Raw genomic sequence first — 22072 nt, forward strand, 5'->3', positions numbered from 1 at the left:
TCCACCCATTGTGAAGAGTTTAATGTGAGAGGTTTGTTTAGTCTTTAAACATTTCGCGATTAATACCGTATTTGGTCATCTTGTCGTAAAGGGTTTTACGGGCAATTTGTAATGTGACCATGGTGTCTTTTATGCTGCCGTTGTTTCGCTCTAGCGCTTCTTCGATAAGTGACTGCTCATAAAAGCTAATTTTCTCAGCAAGACTTAGATCTTGAGCAAGTTCATTTTGATTATTTGTGTCGCTGTAAGAAGCAAACGCAAGATCAGAACCTAGCAATACCGCACGTTCAGCCTGATTTCTAAGCTCTCGCACATTTCCCGGCCAATCATACGCAAGGAGTCGTTGTTTAGCTTCACTACTCAATGGCGCAGGCGGCTTATGAAAACGTGTCGCCGCTATCGAGCTGAAGTGTTTAAAAAGCAGTGGAATATCAGCTTTTCTGTCACGTAATGCCGGAATACTCACTTTTACTAAATTTAGGCGGTAATATAAATCGGCTCTAAACTCCCCTGCTTCGACTAGTGTCATTAAGTCTACTTTGGTAGCAGCAACTATACGTACATCTAAATCAATGGCGTGGTTGTCACCTACAGGGGTTACTTTGCGCTCTTCAAGCACCCTCAACAACTTTACTTGTAAACTCGCAGGCGTAGACTCTATTTCATCTAAAAAGACAGTGCCGCCTTTGGCAAATTCAAACTTACCTTGGCGAGATTGTGTCGCCCCTGTGTATGCACCACTGGCTGCACCAAAAAGCTCACTTTCAATAAGTTGCTCAGGTATTGCGCCGCAGTTTATAGCAACAAAATTAGCCGCTGAACGATTACTTTGATCGTGTAAATAGCGAGCAACTAACTCTTTCCCCGTGCCTGTTTCACCTTCTATTAGCACATCTGCTGGCGTATCGATTACCGCATTAAGTAAATGCATCATTTGTTGCATTTGTTCGGTTTCACCCAAAATACGCACACCGGGCGCAGACGTTTTTTCAACAGCAATTTTTAAGGCGCGGTTTTCCATTACTAACGCACGTTTTTCTGAAGCACGAGCAATACAATCTAATAACTGCTCAGTTAGCGGCTTTTCAAATAGATCATAAGCACCAAGCTGCATGGCTTTAACGGCCACAGATACATCAGCAAAGCCGGTAAGAAAAATAACCGGTAGCTCGCTATCAAAGGCTTTAACTTGCTCTAAAAATGCCAAGCCATCCATTTTTGGCATGTTTATGTCGCTTAGTACAATACCTTCGAAGCGACGACTTAATTTTGAAAGTGCCGCTGTAGGCTCACTAAAACACTGAACTTGATAACCTTCAATCTCAAGGAGCTGCTTCAATGAATCACGGATAACCGCTTCGTCATCGATAACGATTACCTGATCACAGGTCGCTGCAACTTCACTCATGATGTTTCCTTGTTAGTTTGTAAAGTTATAATAAACTGTGCTCCGCCCTTAGGGCGGTTATGGGCCGTTAGGCGGCCATTAAATGAGTCGATTATTTGCCTTGAAATAGACAAGCCCAGGCCTAAACCATTGCTGGTTTTAGTGCTATAAAATGGCTCAAAGATATTACCTAATGCATGTTGATCAATACCCGGGCCAGTATCGAGAATTGATAGCTTTACTCGGTCGTCAAACAGTTCAAGCTCAAAGCTCAGTTCGCGTTTGTCAGATTCACTCATTGCTTGGCTGGCATTAGTGATCACGTTAACCAAGACTTGCTCAAACTTAACGCTGTCGACCCATACTGTTATGTTTGCATCAATATCTGCGGCTTTAACTTCGATATCATCTTGCTTTAACTGTGCGCTTGCAATCATTAAGGCATTTTTTAACATACTCGCTAAGCTTTGCTGTCTCAGTTGAGTTTGTGCCGGTTTACTAAAATGCTTTAGCTGTGCAACAATTTTGTGTACACGCTCTATTAACGACTGCACCAAAACTAAATTTTCGCTGGCTTGCTCAATATTTCCTTTGATAAGTAACCTTTTTGCACTCACTAAGTAGGTATTCATAGCACTTAATGGCTGATTGATTTCATGGTTAATGCCTGCACTTAACTGACCAATAGTTGCAAGTTTAGCTGTTTGGATCAGCGCTTTTTGAGCCTTTTCGAGAGCCTGTGTACGCTCTATAACCTCTTGCTCAAGACTGTGCCTAGAAAACAAAAGCTTTTTATAACCAGCAAAACGTACCATTGCCGTATGAATAAGTCCTACCGCAATAGCATAAAACACACTAAACCAAAGAAGCCTAGGGATTTGTGCAAGCTCGACATTCGTCACATCCACCAACACACTCGCTTTGGCGTTAATGATTTCAATGCTTTCAACAGCAGTAATAAAGCGCGATTGCTTACCGTTTAATAAAACTTTTTGCAGTATGGTTTGTTCATTTAGAGGTTTATGGGTATAGGGCAGTAAAGTGGGTTTATGTGACAGATATCGGCGCGATTTAACTAATGCAGCCATTTGTTGATTATCAAGGGGCTTAAGTGACTTTAAACGCCAATCAGCTACATCAGACATAACAATAACGTTGTCTTCAAGAGCAATGTAGAAATGTGAAGTGTCTGATGCATTAAGTAGCTGGCGGTCTTGTTCAAATTTTTTGGCATTAACTTTTAGTGCCACTACCGCAACCACCTCGCCTTGATAAAATAACGGCTCAGAAAAATAAAAGCCTCGCTCACTAGAGCGCATACCCAAAGCAAAATAAGCAACTTTTTCGCCTTGTTTGGCTAAATAAAAATACGGCCGAAAAGCAAAATTACTTCCTAAGAAAGTATAGTCAACTTGCCAGTTACTACTTGCTAAAACAGTGCCTGACAAATCCATTACGTAAACATCTGAAGCCCCACTCGCTCGTTGAATATCTTCAAGATAATCATTGACCGCATCTCCACCAGCACCTTTTTCGACAATAAATGATTTTACCAAATCATTGGCACTTACTAAGCTAGGAATGGTTTTAAATCGTGCTAATTCACTGGCGATATAATGGCTTAGCTGAGTAGCTTGTGTTTGACTTTGATGCTGAGCTTGTTCGTAATCATGGCTTCTACCGAGATAAAAAACTAATATTAACAGCATTATTAGCAATACACCTGCTGCAATAAATTTTTTACTTAATGACGACATTCAAACCTTACGAACAGGACAACTAGAAATTGAATTGGTAGTGTAACGATAATTCCTCAGTTGTACCAGCGACTGCGCCATCGTCAATGCGAGGATCAAATGCGTTGTATTTTTTTCCTAACAAATTTTCTGCTTTTAGCATTAGTTGGCTGTTGTTGTTTAACTGCCATTTTAAACTGCCACCCAATAAGCTGTAAGCAGATTGTTTAAAGTGAGCACCTGTCTCTGAGCTTACTTCAACTGTATCGCGCCACAATAAGTTTAAGCTCACCTGCCATGAATCAGATAAGTTATAACTACTGATTATGCTTGCAAAGCGCTTAAAGCTCGCATTGATGGGATCTTCAAAATATTGCGTATAAGTGCCTGTAATCGAGAAATTTTTACTTGATTGCCAAGTGCTATCAAGCTCGATACCACTGTTTTGGGTGTTGAATGAGTTTGTAAAGGTAAACAATGCATCATCTGATAATGTTGGCTCAATATTTATAAAATCATTAAGTTCATTATAAAAAAGCACTGCATTAGCTTGTAACTCTGAGGTTTTATAATGCCAAACAAGCTCAGTGGTTTTAATCGACTCAGAGCGAAGCGATGGGTTACCTATTGTCACATCATCATTTGAAAACAGCTCATTGGTAACCGGTGTTCTAAACGATTCACCATATTGCAGCTTAACAGTATGCTCTGAATTTATTTTATAGACACCCGCAAGACGTGGAGAAAGTTTACTGTCAATGTCCTTCACATCGTCATAGCGTGCGCCAATAAATAAAGTAAGTGCATCTGAGTATGGTATTTTTAGCTGCCCATAAGCACTCAAGGTTTCGAATGTAAACCTAAGTGACGAAAACTCAGGAAAGTCCATCACAGACACGATCCCTTGCTGTTCAAAGGCAGGGTCGATAATTATTTGCTCTGAATCGAAATCATAATAAGACGTGCGAACTCCTGCTTCAGTTTGCTTAGCCTCTGAGTATTCAATTCCCGCAGCAAGCTGCCATTGGTTATCGAATTGATAACTTAGCTCAGTTTCGAATTTACTGTCAGTTGTTTGCCACGCAGGGCCAACGAGAAAGTCTGGAATATCGTCAAATGTAGCGATTAACCCTGCACTTGAAATATTATGCTTTGTGAATGAGTAACTAGAATCTAGCTTTAACTTATCGTTATTGATCCAGTTGTATTTAATTCCCACAAAGGTGTTATTACTATTATGTTGGTTTTGCTCAGAATATCCAGCGAGGTTTAAAAATTCATCAAGGGATGTTTCATTGTAACGGGCACGTAATTGCAGCTTTTTGTAATCAACACCTGCTTCTAGGTAAAGCGCCTCAAGAGGATCTTTTACTCCTTGCGGGTAGCTTTCGCCGTCTTTTTGATCATACGAAAAACTCGCAAAGAGTGATGTATCATCACTTAAAGAGGTATTGAACTGCCCTGTTGCCCCGTAGCGACCATTATTGCCAAGCACAAGTTGCAGTGTATTTCGCTCTTTAGAGGTAACAATATTCATCACCCCTAAAAACGCATTACTGCCATACAGAGCCGAGCCTGGACCGCGAATAAACTCTATTTTTTCAATGATTTCAATAGGAATATAAGGCATGTAAACAGAAGCCTTACCAAATGATGATTCATTAACTCGCTCACCATTTATCATCACCAAAACATTACCGCTATCTAGATAAACGCCCCGAGCATGTTCTTTAGGCACCGCCCCTACCCAATCACCTCGAGTTGATTGCATACCAGGCACAAAATTCATCACTTCGTAGGCGTTATCAACCCCTAATGCTTGAATTTGCTTACGACTAAAAATACTTATTGTAGAAGGGACTGATGACAAAGTTTCGTTGGTTTTACTTGCTATATCGACTTGAATATTAAGTAAGTCTTCAAAACTTAAAGAAAATAAGTCTTGCTCTTCAGCCGCGTTTGCAACCACTGGCGAGGTTGAGGCAACTGCAATAGTAAAAAGTGCTGAACATCTGAAAAGATCCACGGTAAGCGATACCTGTACTTATAGCCCGTGTTGCAAAAGCAACACCATGTTTACACTATTAATACAAAAGATTGGTAAGCTTGCAATGTTTTTATAATTTTAGTTTATAAAGTTTTCTTAAATAGCGACAAAAAAACCCATTTTCAACTGTAAATGGGTTTCTAAAAACGTCTGTTTTAATGAGCCAAGCTTAATTAAGCTGTTTCAACATTTCCAGTACGCTTTGCTTTGATGTACTTATATAATCCAATAAGTGACGCCGCTATCCAGAAAATCTCAATAACAAAACTAGCAAGGTTAAAGTTATAACAAAGACTAATCAGTAACAGAATTGCGCCCGTTAAGTTCATCATGTTATACACAAGGCCGGTTGGCGATGCTTTATTCAGTTGTAGTAAAAAGAAAGCACCAACCACTAAGAATGTGCCTGTCATGCCAATAATATCAAATAAAAGTGCTATCACGTGCGTGAGTCCATTTTGTTCATATGTTTATACCCATACAACTGGCCCAATCCATGGGGAGGGTTGTTTTCATTCATTGAAACAGCAAACCGGTCAATAGTATCAGAGCATGAGTAAGAAACGAGGATAAATGTCCGTATTTTAATTCTATTTATGTGTCACCTTACCACCGATTATTTTTAAAGTTGGAGTACCACGGATCATGGTCTGCCGGGCAAATGGGCGTTGGCAGTCAGGGCAAATACCGGTGTCATTGGTAAAATCTTGGCTAATCCGTTCAACAAAACATTTAACCAACGCGCCTTTTCCACCTTTACGGTATTTAAATAACTGCGTTTTACATTGTGAACAAAAAATATCGACCGTTTTAGTTGGCCCTTTTTTATTTGGTTTTGCCATTAATCCATTTATTATTTCAAAAAGTGCATGCTATCACGCTATGACCAGAGACCCAAAACCAAGCCAATTAATGAAAATTGTAAAATAGCATAACCTGAATTTACCAAAAACAGTTTTAACGGCCGCTGCTCGAATATGTAGCCTATGCCTATAGCAAGGCTTACCCAACATAAACCAATTATAAAACCTGTACCAACAGCCACCCCAACAGCAACATTGGGCCCAACAAATAATGAAAAGCTAAATGAGATCAAACAGCATAATATTAAACTGCTACCAAAAACTTTAAATGGATTAATTTGTTGCAAATCTAACTCAGTTAGACCACAGCTCTCCATCCAAATACGCTTAAATAACCAAGGTGAATACCAGACAATTCCCAATAAGAATGAAGCAAGACCTGCAAAAAAAATTGCGAAAAAGTTAAGTTGATAAAAATGCATACACCAGACTCATACAACGATTAGGTTTAACATGACTTTAGTTAAGGATCAGCGATGCAGCAAATTTAAAACACGTAATTTTGTACCTATTTAGAATTCAATCCTGTACTGATTTACGCCTTCTAATTATTTTACTTACGTTAATAATCACTTTACTGCTGAACTGGTTTTTTCTGTAATTTACGCTGTAATGTTCTTCTGTGCATATTCAGTTGGCGCGCAGTTTCGGAAATATTACCATCGTTACTGTGCAAAACATGTTGGATATGCTCCCACTCAAGGCGCTCTGGCGACATAATTTTGTTTGGCTTTGACTCTTCAAGTGATAGGTTTACCTCTGTGTCTCCCAAGATTGTTTTTAAAAGTGAATTAAAATCGACAGGTTTTGGTAAATAGTCGTCAGCACCTAATCGTATGGCTTCGACTGCACTGGCAATACTAGCAAACCCAGTGAGCAATACGATACGAGCTGAAGGAAATTGTGCTCTTAATGGTTTAATCAGGGCAAGTCCATTATCATCCCCGAGTTTTAAATCCACTAGAAAGTGGCTCGCCTCAAAAGTGGTTATATGCTGTAAAGCTTGCTCAGCGTTATGAGCGAGTGAACATGTGAAGCCTTGTTTTGTAAAACGCCTTGCCAGTGTGCTGGCAAGATTTTCATCGTCTTCAATAATTAAAAGTTTCATACAATTTTTAAACTAACCATCGCAATTGCACCTTGCTGTGGGTGATTGCTTAGTGTTAATGAGCCATTTAAGCGCTCTAAAGTCACATTCGAAAGCATAACTGCCATCCCCATACCATTGTTACTTGGCATGAGTTGGCCACCTAATGATGCCATTTGTTGTTCGCTAAAACCTTGACCGAAATCACGTAACGACAATGAAACTGTTTGCTGATCTATGTGCCACTTAGCTTCTACGCAGTATTGCTGATTATGGTTATTCGCCGATACGGCGTTTTGCAGCAAGTTTAAAATAGCCGGTAACAGCATGGCATCACTTAAAATCGAACAATCAGGGGCGTTATTTAGCCACTGTAAGTTTTGCTCTGGAAAATGCAGTGTCATCGCATCTTGAATGGTGCTTTGTAGTGTTTCAGCGCTGATCACTTGCCGTGTTTGACCGGTCCTTAAGGCATTTGAAAGCGACCTAAAATGAGCAAGCTGTTCTTTACACTGGGCTAATGGCTTAGCCATTTCTTGTACAATGGGGTCATCAGCTTGTTGTTCTTTCAGTTCTTCAAATAACAGCTGTAAGTTTGCGATAGGCGTTGCAAGTTGGTGCGTTACTTGTGCAGCAGCGCCATCAAGCGTTAATAATTGCTCATGCCTTAATTGTTGCTCACGAGTTCGTGCAATGGTGGCTTCTCTTGCTCTCAATGTACTGTTTAATGTACCAATAACAAAAGCAATAACAATGGCGCTAATAACAAAGTTAATCCACATACCAATAAAATGATGCGTCATCTGCATTTGGTGCATGGTGTGCTCAGGCATATTTATCAGTAAAAAGCTATAAGCGGCGATTGCCAGCACTGCGGTATAAGCAAGCCCTTTCGCATTAACAGAGACCGCAGCGATCATTATCGGTAACAGTAATAACGACACAAATGCATTGGTAGCCCCGCCACTTAATGACAGCAAAATCGTTAAAAACAGTAAATCGGCTGTCAGCTGCATCAGTACAGCGGCTGGTCTGGCTTTGGTTACTTTTCTATAAGCGAATATACTTAGCAGCTGAAAGATTGCTTCAACACAAATAACAGCAAGTAAAGGCAGTAAGGGGATTTGGTATTCAAATAGAAAGTACACCGCAATAACAGCAACAAATTGTACGGCGATTGCGGCGCTTCTTAAAATTAGTAGGCGACTAATCGCCGGATCGGTTTGCATAACGGACTCTTTAAAACTTAATCATCGTCCATTGAAATTGTAAAAACAGCACAAGGCGTTCCTTGATGAAACACCATTTGCCATTGTTTACCATTAAAACGCCACAGTGACATACGAATGGAGTAATTAAACTCTGACCGCGCAGAACGTCTAAAGGCTGCTTGATAGCTCAGCTGTGCAATATCATCACTGAGCATTCGACCTTTAAAGTGTTGATTATAAAACTGCGGTACTACCTCAGTTGGCAGACGGGTTAACACTTGGAACTTATTAAAAGACGTACCATCAGCAGCTATTTCAATAAAATCATCATCAAGTAATGCATCAAGCGCTTCAGCAGATTGCCGAACTTCTGGCTCAAGTAGCTGCCGCTCAGCATCAATTAAATGATTAAATAACGTCTCTTTAATTTTACCGCCCATAGTAACCCTTACTGTTTGAGCACTTTACCGCCCTTCATAACAAACTGAACCTGACTAAGTTCATTAATGTTATCAAGCACATTCATATTAACGCTGATAATATCTGCTTGTTTACCAACACTCAAGTCACCGAGGTTATCACTTTGACCTAATAGTTTAGCAGCTTCAACGGTGGCTGATTTAATTGCTTGTTTTGGTGTCATGCCATATTTAACTAATAACTCGAACTCTTTAGCATTATCACCATGCTTAGATACGCCTGAATCTGTACCAAAGGCTATGTTAACCTTGTTTTTTAATGCTAATTTAAACGACTCTTCCATTTTTGGCGCCACAAATTCAACCTTCTCAGCAATAGCTTTTGGCATATTAGGGTTATTTAGCACTTCTTCTTTTACTGTCGCGCCAGCGAGTAAGGTTGGAACTAAATACGCGTCTTGCTTTTTAAATAATTTAACTGTGTCTTTATCTAAAAAAGAGCCATGTTCGATTGAATCAACACCCGCTCTGAGAGCTGCTTTTATACCTTCTGTGCCATGAGCATGAGCGGTGACTTTTCGGCCTAAATGATGAGCAGTGTTAACAATGGCACTGAGCTCTTCATCAGTAAATTGCTGATTAACCCCGGCCGCTGTATTACTTAAAACACCCCCTGTTGCCGTAATTTTGATCACATCGGCACCACTTTTAATTACATCGCGTACCGCACGAGTACAATCGTCAGCACCATCACACACACCTAAGCCCCCACCCTCTGTCGCTTTGGTAATATCACGGCGATAGCCATGCATGTCAGCGTGGCCGCCGGTCGGTGTGATCATATCACCTGCTGCAAAAATGCGCGGGCCAACAATGTCGCCACGCTCAACCGCTCGTTTTAATGGGAAGATAACTTGATAGCTGCTACCTAGGTCGCGCACAGAGGTAAAACCCGCATTAACCGTGCGTTTTAAGTATTTTAAAGAACGTAGTGCATAATCTGCTTCGTATTCAGTGACCCATTGATGTGGGTTACGCGTTGCATCTCGCTCAAAGGTAACATGAACGTGCATATCAATTAGACCCGGCAAGACCATCTGATTTTTTAAATCAAAAACATCTGCATCACTGAGGCCTAACTGCTGTGTTGTTAAGTAGCCTGCTTTTATTGCAGCAATTTTATTACCTTCAATAACCAGCGTTTGCTGCTCTTTAACACTCTGTTCAGTGCCAACAAGTACCTTTCCTGCATGAATAAGGGTGGTTTGTGCATTAACCACAAACGTAGATAACAAAGATAGTACCGATAATGTGCTTATTTTTAGATTTATTTTTTTCATAATCGCCTCTTTTTTATACTAGGTTTAACTTAAATACTGAGTAAATGCCATTATTTACGACATAGCGCGGCAATGAACTAGTGTTAACAAGTGAATTTTGATATAACTTCGGGAAAATTTAACAAGTCTGACCACATAAAGAGAACACATTATGTCTTATGCCCAAATTACTGGCTGGGGTAAATGTATACCACCAGCAAGCATCAGCAATGATGAAATTAGCAATATTGTTGATACCAATGACGAATGGATCACAACACGTACAGGCATCAAATCTCGCCGTGTCAGCCATGTTTCTACTGCCGATTTAGCGACCGTTGCCGCAAAGCAAGCGCTTGCTTGTGCTGGTGTTGATGGTAAAGACATTGATCTTGTACTTCTTGCGACTTGTACACCATCAACCATGGTGGCAAATACGGCCTCTTTAGTGCAAAAAAACATTGGCGCGATTGGCGCTGCAGCAATGGACACAAACGCTGCATGTTCAGGCTTTTTATATGCATTACAAGCAGCAACGGCACAAATTCGTGCAGGTATGATCAAAAAAGCAGTCGTTATTGCCGCTGAACGTATGACGTGGTACATCAACTGGGCTCGTCGCGACAGTGCTGTATTATTCGGTGATGGTGCTGGTGCCGTGGTATTAGAAGCCTCAGACACACCATCAGGTTTACTTGCCACTAAAACAGGTTGCGACAGTGAAGATCGCGACATTCTGCATATCGAAAACTTCGGTAGCGATTTAAATAAGTACGAGCCAATTGGCCCTTCTAACTTATTATTCGAAGGTCGCGAAATCTTCAAACGTGCTGTTAAAGGGATGAGCGAAGCTTGTGACGACGTGCTGAACCAGGCGCAGTTAGAGCTTGATGACATTGACGTATTAGTTCCTCACCAAGCCAATTTACGTATTATCCAAGCTATTCAGCAACGTTTGAAAGTAGCTGACGAAAAAGTAATGGTGAACATTGCCGATTACGGTAATACGTCTGCTGCAACAATTGCGATTGCCATTTGTGAAGCGGTTGAGCAAGGGCTTATCAAACCTAACTCAAACATTATGTCAGCAGCCTTTGGTGCTGGTTTAACTTGGGCGGCGAGTTACATTAAATGGGGCGAGCGTGTAACACCTATCTCGGTTTCTGATGCAGCTCTACCTGAGTGTGATAAAACAGGTCTTGAACTGGTTGCACCGGCTGTTGCAGCATGTAAAGCGGCAGAGTAATCCCCCTATCATTTATAGAGAAGCGCGGCTGAGTCCGCGTTTTTTTATGGGCATAAAAGGATTAATTTATGGAACTATTAGGCATACATCATGCTGCAATCATCTGTAGCAACTATGAAAAATCAAAGCATTTTTATAATGAAATATTAAAGCTACCAATCACTCACGAACAATACCGCGCTGAACGTGACTCGTATAAATTAGATTTAGCACTTCCTGATGGCAGCCAAATAGAGCTTTTTTCGTTTCCTGGAGCGCCACCGAGACCAAGCTATCCAGAAGCACAAGGGCTACGCCATTTGGCGTTTAAAGTCGCCGATATTGCAAAATCTAAGCATTATTTAGAACAACAAGGCATTTCGGTTGAAGAAATAAGAGTGGATGAAATCACCGGGAAGCAATTTACGTTTTTTGCCGATCCCGATGATTTACCGTTAGAGCTTTACCAGCTTTAACTTATTGGAAGCGATCTTGTAGGTAGTTGAACACAGCACGAATACCCAGTGCCTCACCGCCTGCAGGACGACCCGGTAATGCACGTAAGTTCCAGGCCATCACATCAAAGTGAACCCATGGCGTACTTGGCTCGACGAACTCTTTTAAGTAAAGTGCCGCGGTGATCGCACCACCAAATGGAGTGGAAGCACAATTAGCAATATCTGCTACGTCACTTTTTAATAATGCTTTGTATTGATCAAATAACGGCAGTTGCCATACAGGATCATGACAGCTTTCACCTGCATCCATCAGTTTATTAGCCACTTCACGGTTATTTGCGAAAAAGCCAGGTAATTCTGTACCGAGCGCAACACGGCAAGCACCTGTAAGGGTTGCAAAATCAACGATAAGATCGGGGTTATCATTTTGTGCTTCAGCAAGTGCATCACACAGCACTAAACGGCCCTCAGCGTCCGTGTTATCAATTTCTACTGTGATCCCTTTGCGAGTTTTGATCACATCACCCGGTCTAAATGCATTTCGAGAAACCGCATTTTCAACCGCAGGTACCAGAACACGTAAGTGAATTGGTAAGTTGGCAGCCATAATTAACTGCGCAAGGCCAATAACATGTGCTGCACCGCCCATGTCTTTTTTCATGTTGCGCATACCTGAACTTGGTTTTAAATCTAAACCGCCAGAATCAAAACACACGCCTTTACCGACTAAGGTAATTTGCGGTGCATCTTTTGCGCCCCAACGTAAATCAAGTAAGCGAGGTTTATTCTCAGACGCACGACCAACCATATGAATCGTTGGGTAGTTTTGCTCTAATAATTCATCACCCACCCACTCACAGAACTCACCATCAAAGGTATCAGCTAAATCAGCCATTACTTGTGATAAATGCTGCGGCATCATATCCGCAGCAGGCGTATTCACTAAATCACGCACTAAATTAATTGCACTTGCATACTGAGATAAACGCTTTACTAACGATTCGTCTTTAATGGCAAGGGTAGCGCGTGGCGAAGGTTTTTCTTTATATTCACTAAACTCGTAACCGCCTAACACAAAGCCCAGTGTTACTTGCTCTACAAACTTTTCATCACCTTGTATTTGGTAACAACCTGCAGGCAGTTTTGTTGATAAGTCACCTGCTAACCAAAAGTCTTGTAAATCATTTACCAGACAATAAACATGCTCAAGTGAGCCGGTTTCATTATTAGCAACTAAGGCCATGCCTTTATTTTTAAAATCACAATTTGTTAGCCAATTTTGTAAGGCTTGCGGCTGCTCGGTTAACCACGTTGATAGGTCAGCTTTAGCAATAAATGACAGGGGAATTCCCGAAGAAGAATGGCGAATTAATGAACTCATTAAACGACTCGATATAAAGAAAAGGTATTTAAGCATACCAATATCTTGATACAAAAGGTATAGGCAAAATCAGATAAAAAACCTAATCAGTCTTTGTTTTGTTTCTCTTTTTCTTCTTTTGCTACTTGTTGATCCAGCTCTTTAATTGACTTATTTATATTGAATGAACTAGGTAGCACATCGACACCAACCCATTGCCCCAGCTTTACAACCAAAGGAATGGTAATAGGCGCAAAGGGTAAAACTGCAAACACACCTAAACCAAGCCCTTTTAAGATATCTAAAAACTGCTCATTAGCAGTATGTAACTCTTCTTTAGTAGCTTGGCCTTGGGTGTATCGCCTATAAATATGAAGCATTTCTTTTGTTTCTTGCTTTTCTTGGGCAAGTGCGATTTTGAGTGCTACCATAGCGCGCTTAAAACGTAATGTTTGACGCTTTTTGGTAATTTTAGCCACTCGAAATGGGGCTCGATGAATAACTTTATATAATCGCATTTAGTTATTTTCACACAGCATGCGACGTTCACAAAGCATAATTTACTTATATTAGATTTTACTTTATCCTTAATACTCTATTCGTAACTATTTTTCAGTATTAAAAATGAACCAACCTAAACAACAAGCTGAACCAAAACCCAAAAAACCAGCTTCAGATGAGTGTTGTGGAGGTGGTAGCTGTTGCCCATGTGTATGGGATGAATACCGAAAAAAACTGCAACAATGGCGGTTAAGCAATAATTCACAACAAGCTTAATAGACCGTTCCAAATCAAAAACCGTTCAAAAACTATCCAAAAAAGCCTTCTATCTAATTATTTTTGCATAATTTATATATTTTCTTACGCTAAAACCCAATATCGAGAATAAATTATCCCCTTTACTTTCAATAAGATAATCCACAAAAGAACGACAAAGAACAAAGAAACACCCACAAAACAACATAAAATTAACAATTTGCAAAAATTATTTACAGGATGTATAAGAGATTTACACCAAGTTCTAATACTTTATTTGGTGACATAATCATAACTATTCTAACTGGGGAAGTCGGAATGAAATTCAAAAATAATGCGCTACAACAAGCAATTAAATTTGCTTTAGCGACTACAACAGCAGGCCTGTTTGTGTCGGGTTCGGTTGTTGCTGCAGAGCAAGCAGCTGAAGAGACGAAAGTTAACAAAAATGTAGAGAAAATTGCCGTGGTGGGTACTCGTTCAGCACCACGTTCAATCGGTGATTCACCAGTACCCATTGATATCATTGGTGGTGAAGAGCTAGATAAAGGTGGTAACACCGATATGCTTGAGCTTTTAAAAGGCTCCGTTCCTTCTTTTAACGTTCACCAAAACCCAATTAGTGATGCTGCGTCACTTGTTCGCCCAGCTAACTTACGTGGCCTTCCTTCTGACAGTACTTTAGTACTTGTTAATGGTAAACGCCGTCACCGTGCATCTGTTATCGCTTTCTTAGGTGGTGGTATTAATGATGGTGCTCAAGGTGCCGATATCTCTGTTATTCCAAGTATTGCCTTAAAGCAAGTAGAAGTACTTCGTGATGGTGCTGCTGCACAGTATGGTTCTGATGCAATCGCGGGTGTAATGAACTTTGTATTAAAAGATGCCTCTGAAGGCGGCTCATTCGAAATACGTCAAGGTGAATACTACGAAGGCGATGGAGATACAACGCAAATTTCTGGTAACGTGGGTCTACCGTTTACCGATAGTGGTTTTGCTAACTTAAGCTTCCAATATAAAACAGCTGATGCGACTAGCCGCTCAGTACAACGCCCTGATGCAGCCGCACTAGATGCCGCAGGTGTGCCTGAAGTATCTTCGTTAGCACAAGTTTGGGGTGCACCAGAAGTTGATGATGATATTACTATCTTTGGTAACATCGGTCTTGAGTTAAGTAATTCATCTGAATTCTACATGTTTGGTAACTACTCTGAGCGTGATGTACGTGGTGGTTTCTACTATCGTAACCCACACACTCGCCCAGGTGTTTACTCAAATGACGGCGGTGAAACACTGCTTGTTGGTGATTTAACTGGCGATATGAGCGGTAACTGTCCTACCGATATCATGATTGATGATAACGTTTTAGATAACCAAAGATACATCGATGAAGTTGCTAACAACCCAGACTGTTTTGCGTTTAACGAAATGCTTCCGGGCGGTTTTACACCTAACTTCGGTGGTAACATCACAGATACTGCATTAACAATTGGTACTAAAGGTGAAATCACATCTGGTTTCCTTGAAGGTGCATACTATGACTTAAGCGGTACAGTTGGTTACAACGAATCACGCTACTTCATCTATGACACAATCAATGCGTCATTAGGTCCAGAAAGCCCGCGCGATTTCAGCCCAGGTAAATACTCACAGTTAGAGAAAAACTTTAATGCTGATTTATCAAAAGGTTTTGACTTTGGTTTAGCTTACGATGTAAACGTTGCCGGTGGTCTAGAATGGCACGAAGAAACATTCACAGTTGTTTCTGGTGACGAAGCGTCTTTCACAGCTGGCCCACTAACAGAACAAGGTTTTGGTATCGGCTCGAACGGTTTCCCTGGTTTCAAACCATCTGATGCGGGCGAGTATACACGTCGTAACTATGCTGCATACGTTGATGTTGAAGCACCATTCACAGAAGACTTCTTAATGGGCTTAGCACTACGTTATGAAGATTATGATTCATTTGGTTCAACTACTAACTACAAGTTAACGGGTCAATACCACGTAACTGAAGACTTGAACATTCGTGGTTCAATCAGTACTGGTTTCCGTGCACCAACTGTTGGTCAAGCAAACGTAAGTAACGTTCAAACTAACCTAAGCAGCGGTGTACTTGTTGACTCGGCACTTTTACCACCAACAAACCCAATTGCAGTGCAATTAGGTGGTACAGAGCTACAACCTGAAGAGTCTCAAAGCTACACGTTTGGTGCAGTATGGACACTTGGCGACTTATTCTTCACAGTTGACTACTACAACATCCAAGTAGATGACCGTATCAGTCAATCAGATAAAATTGAATTAAGTCAAGCAGATAAAGACACACTTGAAGCAGCAGGCGTGCCAAACGTACAAAACTTAGCGCAAGTAAGCTTCTTCACCAATGACTTCGATACAACAACGCAAGGTATTGATGCAGTAGCTAACTACTCAACTGATTTGTTAGGCGGTAGCTCAACATTCAGCTTAGCGTACAACTGGAACGACACTGAAGTAACTAAGTCAACAGACATTACTGGTGAATTTAAAGTAAGCCGTTTAGAAAATGACTTACCAAACCACCGTGCAACACTTAGCTGGGCACAACAATGGGAGAGCTTCTCTGCATTTACACGTGTTAACTACTATGGCGAATACCAAGGTGTTCACGTAGATTACGATGCAACAGCGAAAACAGCTGATGCTGCAGTAACCATTGATGCAGAAGTGACTTACTTCCTAACTGAAGAGCTTAGCTTCTCTGTTGGTGCTACAAACTTATTCGACCAAGAAGCAGAGAAACTTGATTTCTTCGATAGTACTGGCATCCCTAACAATAACTGGGGTGGTAAATACTACGAAACGTCGCCATATGGTATCAACGGCGGCTTCTATTACGTGAAAGCTACCTATACTTTCTAAATAGAACAGCTTTCTAGGTTGAGCAATCAACCTAGAAAGTCGATACCCCGGATTTTTTATGGATATTTATAGTTAACCAAGGCGAAAGACATTTCGCCTTTTTCGTTTTATAGTAAATAAAAATAACAAATAACCCGCCATTCCTATGCTGTTAGAAAAAGCGAATCAACTACTGAATGAAAACAAGCTTAAAGAGGCCGAATTTCATTTTAAAACCCTTCTCGATTCAGATCCTGAAAATGGCGAAGCGTTATTTGGATTGGGCCGCATTGCACTGCGTTTAGAACGTTATGATGCCGCTGTTTACCTTTTACAAAGAGCCTGTGAACGACTATCCCACATGCTTGAACCACTGCATGCGCTTGCCGATGCTTTTAATGGCGTGCATTCACCGCAAGATGCCTTAACTGTACTCGAATATGCTAAATCAATTGCCAGCCATAACCCTGAGCCACATTACTACCTTGCCCAGCATTATTTAACTTATGGTGAGTTAGACAAAGCGTACAGTATTTTAAAGCATGCACTCGGTATGGGAAATTACCCAGTGACGGCGTACATTTTATTTGAACTAGTACAGTTTGGGCGCTTTAACAACGAACAAAATTACATAAATGAGCTACACCAGTTTTTAACTTTGACCAATAACTTGCGCTTAAAAATGGTGTGTTATTATGCCCTTGGTAAAAGCTATGATCAGTTAAATGATACAGAACAAGCTTTTAACTACTTCAGCCTAGCTAATAAGCTACAAACAAAACTCACGCAGTTTAGAACCCGTGATTTAGAGCCATTTTATCAGCGCATTATAGAGCAAAATACGGCCGAGCTAATTGATGCCAGAGACAAAACATTTACAGGTACAATTACTCCCATTTTTATTATTGGCATGCCAAGAAGTGGCTCAACCCTAGTAGAACAAATGCTGGCAAGCCACGATGACTTTGCAAGCCTTGGTGAAGATGCCAGTATCAGCAATCAGGTAGTTGCATACCTTGAACAACAAACACAACTCCCCTACCCAGATTGCTTAGCAGAGCTAAACCAAGGGCTAATTAACAATGCCCGCAATATTTATATTGAACGAATAAAACAAGCGCCAGTTGTGCGCCCTTTTATGATCAACAAGCTACCTGCTAACTACCAGTCTCTCGGATTGATTTACTTACTCTTTCCTAACGCCAAGTTTATTAATATGCAGCGCGAATATGATGCAATTGCGTGGTCGGTGTTTAGCAACTATTTTGCTGAAAACGAACCTTATTTTTGTTCACTCCCAGAGTTTAAGCAGTACTTTGATTTGTATCAGCAGTTAATGGAGCATTGGCAAAACGTGATGCCAGAGGCGGTTTTTGATTTAAGCTATGAAGCACTTATCAGTGACAGCGAACAAACACTTACAGACCTCTGCAAGTTCTTAAACATTGAGTACAGCACACAGTTTTTAGATTTTTATAAGTCAAAAAAACCGGTGGCAACGCTCAGCAAAACGGCTGTAAGACAGCCGTTAACTGATAAAGCATTAGAAAAATACAAACGCTACGAGAGCGCAATGCACACACTTATGCGTGAGTCTCAAACCAGTTCAACAAGTCAACAAACTGATCAAAACGCGCCTGTGGGTGAGTAAGCATATTAATGTGATCATAATCGACCTTGTGGCCAAACTTACGGCCATAAATGGTCATCGTTTGCTTGCCGATGCCCGACTCTTCCATAAATTTTTCAATATCAATCGGCTGGCATAGGGCTTTATCTTTAACACCCGCCACATGCATAATGGGCGGCAGTGCCTTATCAGCTAATGCGTTAGCGTAATCAAAGCCATCGTCAGTATCGATCCAAGGTTTACGCTTAGCCCACTGCATACTTTGATAATGTGACTTACGGGTTTCATCATCACTGCCCCATTTCAGTTTTTTAGCCGGCACAAAGCCATGCTTACGGGCAACTAAGGGCGCCAACCCATACCAAATCAAATTACCTTGAATATACTTGCTTGGATGATGGTTATACAAAGACCGTTTAGAACCAAAATAGCCGCAGGCTTTCACATCATCAATCAACTCGGGAAAACGGGCAAACACACTATTCATTAACACTCCGCCCCATGAGTGTGCCACCCAATAACGAGCAGGCTCACCTTCAAGCTGTTTAATTTTATCTAAAAATGCGGGGATATCTTCTAAAATAGCCTCGGTTTGACCATACTTTGCATGCTTTGAAATCGCAGGTTTACTCTCACCACGACCACGCAAATCAGCCACATAGCAAACATAGCCATGCTCAGCTAAAAATGGTGCTAAACCTTTATTGCTGTGGGTGTAAAAGATTTTGCCATTTTCAACGGCACCATGCATAAAAAACACCGCAGGGCCTTTCGCATCAGTCTTACTGATACGGCGTAAATGTAAAGTTTGGCTTTCGGCGAGTTTAATAAACACCGATTCTTGTTTAATCGTCACGTTTGACCTTTTTATTCTTATAGACTCATCGTACCAGTGTTAAGTTACGCCAGTCTATTTAGCAAAGCAAGTTTTGCGTGTGGCGATTGCCATTCAATATGAGAATCTCAGGCACGATGAAATTTTGATTAAATAGTAACACCAATGCAGAGCCATTATTCGTTGAAGTTAGAAGTCGACTCTCAGGAGCCTCTTACTAAATGCTTGATGATTCATATGTTACGTAATTAACATATGCGGAGGGGATGGCCTTTTGCCATTAGCCGCCTTAAGGCCTTCATTCAATGTGAGCAAACGTTGCGTATAACCATATTTGGATTAAAACGTTTAGAATATTAATTCGGTAACGTTCCATTAAGTGAAAATTTATAGTAGGTTAAAACGTTTGTACGCAGTGAAACCAGCCAAATGTTAATTATCCCGCTTCACTGCCTTGTTGGTATGCAATTTATAACCAGCCATCTTTTTGCGGATCATCGCCCAATACTTCAATTGCAACAGCGCACAAATCTTCACCTAATATTTGATTGGTACCCCAATCTTTATCCCATTTAATTGCGCATTCCTCTGCAATACCACGGAACGAGTACTCTTCGTCAACTCTCAAATATTTAATCCATTTGGCAGCTTCAATGCTTATCAATGGTCTTAATTCATCCTTAAAATCCAAACTCCTACTCCTTGCCGACTAACACCCGCATACTGGGCAGATAATGCTTGGCTAAAACTAGTGAAGAATCAGTGCCAACCAAGCGTTTAGCATCATTTTTGATGCACTTATTAGGTTTACCTTATTGACTGTACTTTAATTTCCCTAACTCTTTTGCTTCTGTAACTGCTTCAACACCATCATCCAAAAGTATTTTACCTAATATTTCCTTACTTCTTTCCGCTGCCATTTTCGAATATTTGTTGCCAATTTTTTCAGCGACGTAGCACCACGAATAAGCTTCTTTTAAATCCAAAACCTCTTTTGTAGTTGATAAGGAAACACATAACCCGAAAGGAGCAAACTGATATTTGAATTTTGCTGATTCAAGCATGAATTCTAAACCCAATTTAGGATTAAATTCATTTCTTTCTTCTTTGAATAATTCAGTACCAATAACAAACAATTGCTCTGGTGTGTATTGAGTCTTATCTATTGCAAATGCATTCAATGAAGTTATACACAATGCAAGAAATATGCATGGTCTCATTAGTACTCCTAATGCCCCAATAATGGGCTGGTAATATCTGGCTAAACTGTTCTTCGAAGCGGAACCGAGCTAAGCTTTAGTAGTCCATTCACTTAATGCGTTTGTTAGAGGTTCTGAAATTCCTTCTCAAATTCTTCTTTTGAACCGTGAAAAGGAACTTCCTCAATACGATGATTTATAACCTCACCATTTTCGTCAAAATCCAAAAATATATAGTGAATTAAATGCATTTCAATTTCTTGAGCTTTCTCATCAACGTAAACAATACGCTTATGATTTGAGCCTTCAACGAGAGAGTTCGAATGCATAAACATAACATTAAGGTTATAATGTTGATGTTGAAACGAATAACTAGCATTAACTCGAATTAGCTTTATCTCAACACTCTTTAGTTCTGGGAACTTTGATTTAATGTAGTCATCTGCTTCGGTGGCAAGTACATGATGATTAATCTCAGCCACGCCTTTCCAATTTATTTTATCTGATGCGTACGTAGCGAAAGAAACTACACATACTAAGGTGAAAACAATTAACCAGAAATTTTTCATAGATCTTCCCTGAAACTCTAACGCCTTATTAATGGGCGTAAAATACTTGGCTAAAATTAGCGTCGAAGGAGCACAAGCCTGCTGTTTTGCGTCCTTTGGTTTAGATACTTGTTAGGTACAACTTACCCATCAAGGTTATTTAGATCTTTACTTTCATATTTATGCAACTGGTTGAGTTTAACTTTTTTTAATAAACGCAACAGGCCTAAAATAGAAAACAATAAAGCTAAACCAAAAAATATGAATGTGATAACACCAACAGATTGAAAGTCACTACATACTGCGCCATAACATCCATCTCTTGGAACACTCACGACAGATAAAATACCAAACGAAAGAGCTAGAATTATATATACGATTGATAATTTCATCTCTAACCTCTCGTTTTACCTAACGTTCAGCACAACGGCAATAGCGCGGGGCTGTATATTTGTTAAAGCAAAAAATAACTTTTTAATAGTGCGCGCGACACGCACCTTTCTGCCAATGTCACGCTCAGGTATTAATCAATCTATTAGTAACAAATAACGTAAAGCATTGCCAACTCGTATTTTTAATTAATCCTAAAGGGTTTCGGAAAAATAAAATGCGCTCGTCGCTAATTATCTTGAATATAAGAACGAAATAACTATGCTGTGTATTTTTACAGCAACCGATATTGGTATCACACAAAACGTCTCATCTGAATTTTAATTAATCTTGTCATGTGATGACTTACACAGTTCATGATGCCTGAGGCGGTTACCAAACAACGAAGTGAGTCTATCTGTACCACCTGTTTTTTCATAAAACTCTTGTACTGTGATTTCTTTTTGCTCGTAGTTCAATAACTGCCAAAAACCGTAAAAGCCTCTAAACCAAAAATAATAGAACACAGCTCCTACGCCTAATAAAAGATATACCGCTTTACCTGCTTTTTGTTTGTATTTTATGGCGCAATAAAAAAACCAGATACAACTTAGCCCGAATTCAGATAATAAGTGCACCACTCATGGTTAAACGGTGAGAAGAGATCAACTGCCTGTTGGTGGTACTCTATCGTCGCCAAACAAACAGAAGCATTTACCATGAGTTACAAGCAGTTGATC

23 protein-coding genes are annotated in these 22072 nt (G+C 40.3%); 5 read left to right on the forward strand and 18 right to left on the reverse strand.

The window, feature by feature from the left end; all coding sequences use genetic code 11:
* Nucleotides 1-37: 37 nt before the first annotated feature.
* The 10 genes from L1266_RS18300 to L1266_RS18345 form a co-directional block, all read right to left on the reverse strand.
* Nucleotides 38-1408 carry a sigma-54-dependent transcriptional regulator gene (locus tag L1266_RS18300; protein WP_054552130.1) on the reverse strand — a complete coding sequence of 457 codons (1371 nt, stop codon included), beginning with the start codon at nucleotides 1406-1408 and terminating at the stop codon, nucleotides 38-40.
* Nucleotides 1405-3144, reverse strand: a complete 1740-nt coding sequence (locus L1266_RS18305) for a sensor histidine kinase (protein WP_235378082.1) — start codon at nucleotides 3142-3144, stop codon at nucleotides 1405-1407. Before L1266_RS18305 ends, L1266_RS18300 begins: the two co-directional genes overlap by 4 nt.
* 22 nt (nucleotides 3145-3166) lie before the next feature.
* Nucleotides 3167-5149, reverse strand: coding sequence for a TonB-dependent receptor plug domain-containing protein (locus L1266_RS18310; RefSeq protein ID WP_235378083.1), 1983 nt, complete (start codon nucleotides 5147-5149; stop codon nucleotides 3167-3169).
* Between the two features lie 194 nt (nucleotides 5150-5343).
* Entirely contained in the window at nucleotides 5344-5613 is a 270-nt protein-coding gene (locus tag L1266_RS18315; protein ID WP_054552127.1) for a CBU_0592 family membrane protein, read from the reverse strand.
* 147 nt (nucleotides 5614-5760) lie between these two features.
* Nucleotides 5761-6012, reverse strand: a complete 252-nt coding sequence (locus L1266_RS18320; protein ID WP_235378084.1) for a hypothetical protein — start codon at nucleotides 6010-6012, stop codon at nucleotides 5761-5763.
* A 38-nt stretch (nucleotides 6013-6050) separates the two neighbouring features.
* Complete coding sequence (locus L1266_RS18325) at nucleotides 6051-6455, reverse strand: DUF1761 domain-containing protein (protein WP_054552125.1); 405 nt, start codon at nucleotides 6453-6455, stop codon at nucleotides 6051-6053.
* Between the two features lie 152 nt (nucleotides 6456-6607).
* Entirely contained in the window at nucleotides 6608-7141 is a 534-nt protein-coding gene (locus tag L1266_RS18330; RefSeq protein WP_235378085.1) for a response regulator transcription factor, read from the reverse strand.
* On the reverse strand, nucleotides 7138-8349 hold the full coding sequence (locus L1266_RS18335) for a sensor histidine kinase (protein ID WP_166340917.1): 1212 nt from the start codon (nucleotides 8347-8349) through the stop codon (nucleotides 7138-7140). The genes L1266_RS18330 and L1266_RS18335 overlap by 4 nt, the downstream gene beginning before the upstream one ends.
* Before the next feature lie 17 nt (nucleotides 8350-8366).
* On the reverse strand, nucleotides 8367-8771 hold the full coding sequence (locus L1266_RS18340; RefSeq protein ID WP_054552122.1) for a nuclear transport factor 2 family protein: 405 nt from the start codon (nucleotides 8769-8771) through the stop codon (nucleotides 8367-8369).
* A gap of 8 nt (nucleotides 8772-8779) precedes the next feature.
* On the reverse strand, nucleotides 8780-10081 hold the full coding sequence (locus L1266_RS18345; protein ID WP_328260721.1) for a metal-dependent hydrolase family protein: 1302 nt from the start codon (nucleotides 10079-10081) through the stop codon (nucleotides 8780-8782).
* Nucleotides 10082-10241: 160 nt separating this feature from the next.
* Here L1266_RS18345 and L1266_RS18350 point away from each other — a divergent pair, with 160 nt between their 5' ends.
* Together L1266_RS18350 and gloA2 are read left to right on the forward strand one after the other, a co-directional pair.
* Nucleotides 10242-11315: a ketoacyl-ACP synthase III gene (locus L1266_RS18350; protein WP_235378087.1), complete on the forward strand. Its 1074-nt coding sequence runs from the start codon at nucleotides 10242-10244 to the stop codon at nucleotides 11313-11315.
* Nucleotides 11316-11383: 68 nt separating this feature from the next.
* The gene (gene gloA2, locus L1266_RS18355; RefSeq protein ID WP_235378088.1) at nucleotides 11384-11770 is read left to right on the forward strand and encodes an SMU1112c/YaeR family gloxylase I-like metalloprotein; all 387 of its coding nucleotides are present in this window, start codon (nucleotides 11384-11386) and stop codon (nucleotides 11768-11770) included.
* Between the two features lies 1 nt (nucleotide 11771).
* Here gloA2 and L1266_RS18360 read toward each other — a convergent pair whose 3' ends face one another.
* Entirely contained in the window at nucleotides 11772-13133 is a 1362-nt protein-coding gene (locus tag L1266_RS18360) for a leucyl aminopeptidase family protein (protein WP_235378089.1), read from the reverse strand.
* An 86-nt stretch (nucleotides 13134-13219) separates the two neighbouring features.
* Nucleotides 13220-13630 (reverse strand): hypothetical protein, encoded by a 411-nt coding sequence (locus L1266_RS18365; RefSeq protein ID WP_054552118.1) that lies wholly within the window; start codon nucleotides 13628-13630, stop codon nucleotides 13220-13222.
* A gap of 106 nt (nucleotides 13631-13736) precedes the next feature.
* Here L1266_RS18365 and L1266_RS18370 point away from each other — a divergent pair, with 106 nt between their 5' ends.
* The 3 genes from L1266_RS18370 to L1266_RS18380 all read left to right on the forward strand — a co-directional run bounded on the left by L1266_RS18370 (nucleotide 13737) and on the right by L1266_RS18380 (nucleotide 18402).
* Complete coding sequence (locus L1266_RS18370; RefSeq protein WP_187490874.1) at nucleotides 13737-13889, forward strand: oxidoreductase-like domain-containing protein; 153 nt, start codon at nucleotides 13737-13739, stop codon at nucleotides 13887-13889.
* Between the two features lie 297 nt (nucleotides 13890-14186).
* On the forward strand, nucleotides 14187-16772 hold the full coding sequence (locus L1266_RS18375; protein WP_138599852.1) for a TonB-dependent receptor plug domain-containing protein: 2586 nt from the start codon (nucleotides 14187-14189) through the stop codon (nucleotides 16770-16772).
* A 145-nt stretch (nucleotides 16773-16917) separates the two neighbouring features.
* The gene (locus L1266_RS18380; RefSeq protein ID WP_235378090.1) at nucleotides 16918-18402 is read left to right on the forward strand and encodes a tetratricopeptide repeat-containing sulfotransferase family protein; all 1485 of its coding nucleotides are present in this window, start codon (nucleotides 16918-16920) and stop codon (nucleotides 18400-18402) included.
* On the opposite strand, the gene L1266_RS18385 is transcribed toward L1266_RS18380, so the two are convergent.
* The 6 genes from L1266_RS18385 to L1266_RS18410 all read right to left on the reverse strand — a co-directional run bounded on the left by L1266_RS18385 (nucleotide 18335) and on the right by L1266_RS18410 (nucleotide 21859).
* Complete coding sequence (locus tag L1266_RS18385) at nucleotides 18335-19237, reverse strand: alpha/beta fold hydrolase (RefSeq protein ID WP_235378091.1); 903 nt, start codon at nucleotides 19235-19237, stop codon at nucleotides 18335-18337. The genes L1266_RS18380 and L1266_RS18385 overlap by 68 nt on opposite strands.
* Before the next feature lie 448 nt (nucleotides 19238-19685).
* On the reverse strand, nucleotides 19686-19907 hold the full coding sequence (locus L1266_RS18390; RefSeq protein ID WP_138617408.1) for a hypothetical protein: 222 nt from the start codon (nucleotides 19905-19907) through the stop codon (nucleotides 19686-19688).
* Nucleotides 19908-20028: 121 nt separating this feature from the next.
* Nucleotides 20029-20436 (reverse strand): hypothetical protein, encoded by a 408-nt coding sequence (locus tag L1266_RS18395; RefSeq protein WP_171043825.1) that lies wholly within the window; start codon nucleotides 20434-20436, stop codon nucleotides 20029-20031.
* Nucleotides 20437-20540: 104 nt separating this feature from the next.
* Nucleotides 20541-20984, reverse strand: a complete 444-nt coding sequence (locus L1266_RS18400; RefSeq protein ID WP_138617412.1) for a hypothetical protein — start codon at nucleotides 20982-20984, stop codon at nucleotides 20541-20543.
* 122 nt (nucleotides 20985-21106) lie between these two features.
* Complete coding sequence (locus L1266_RS18405) at nucleotides 21107-21355, reverse strand: hypothetical protein (protein ID WP_138617414.1); 249 nt, start codon at nucleotides 21353-21355, stop codon at nucleotides 21107-21109.
* Between the two features lie 318 nt (nucleotides 21356-21673).
* Nucleotides 21674-21859 (reverse strand): hypothetical protein, encoded by a 186-nt coding sequence (locus L1266_RS18410; RefSeq protein ID WP_235378092.1) that lies wholly within the window; start codon nucleotides 21857-21859, stop codon nucleotides 21674-21676.
* Between the last annotated feature and the right edge of the window lie 213 nt (nucleotides 21860-22072).

The sequence above is a fragment of the Pseudoalteromonas sp. Cn5-37 genome (assembly GCF_021532495.1).
Lineage (GTDB): Bacteria > Pseudomonadota > Gammaproteobacteria > Enterobacterales > Alteromonadaceae > Pseudoalteromonas > Pseudoalteromonas simplex.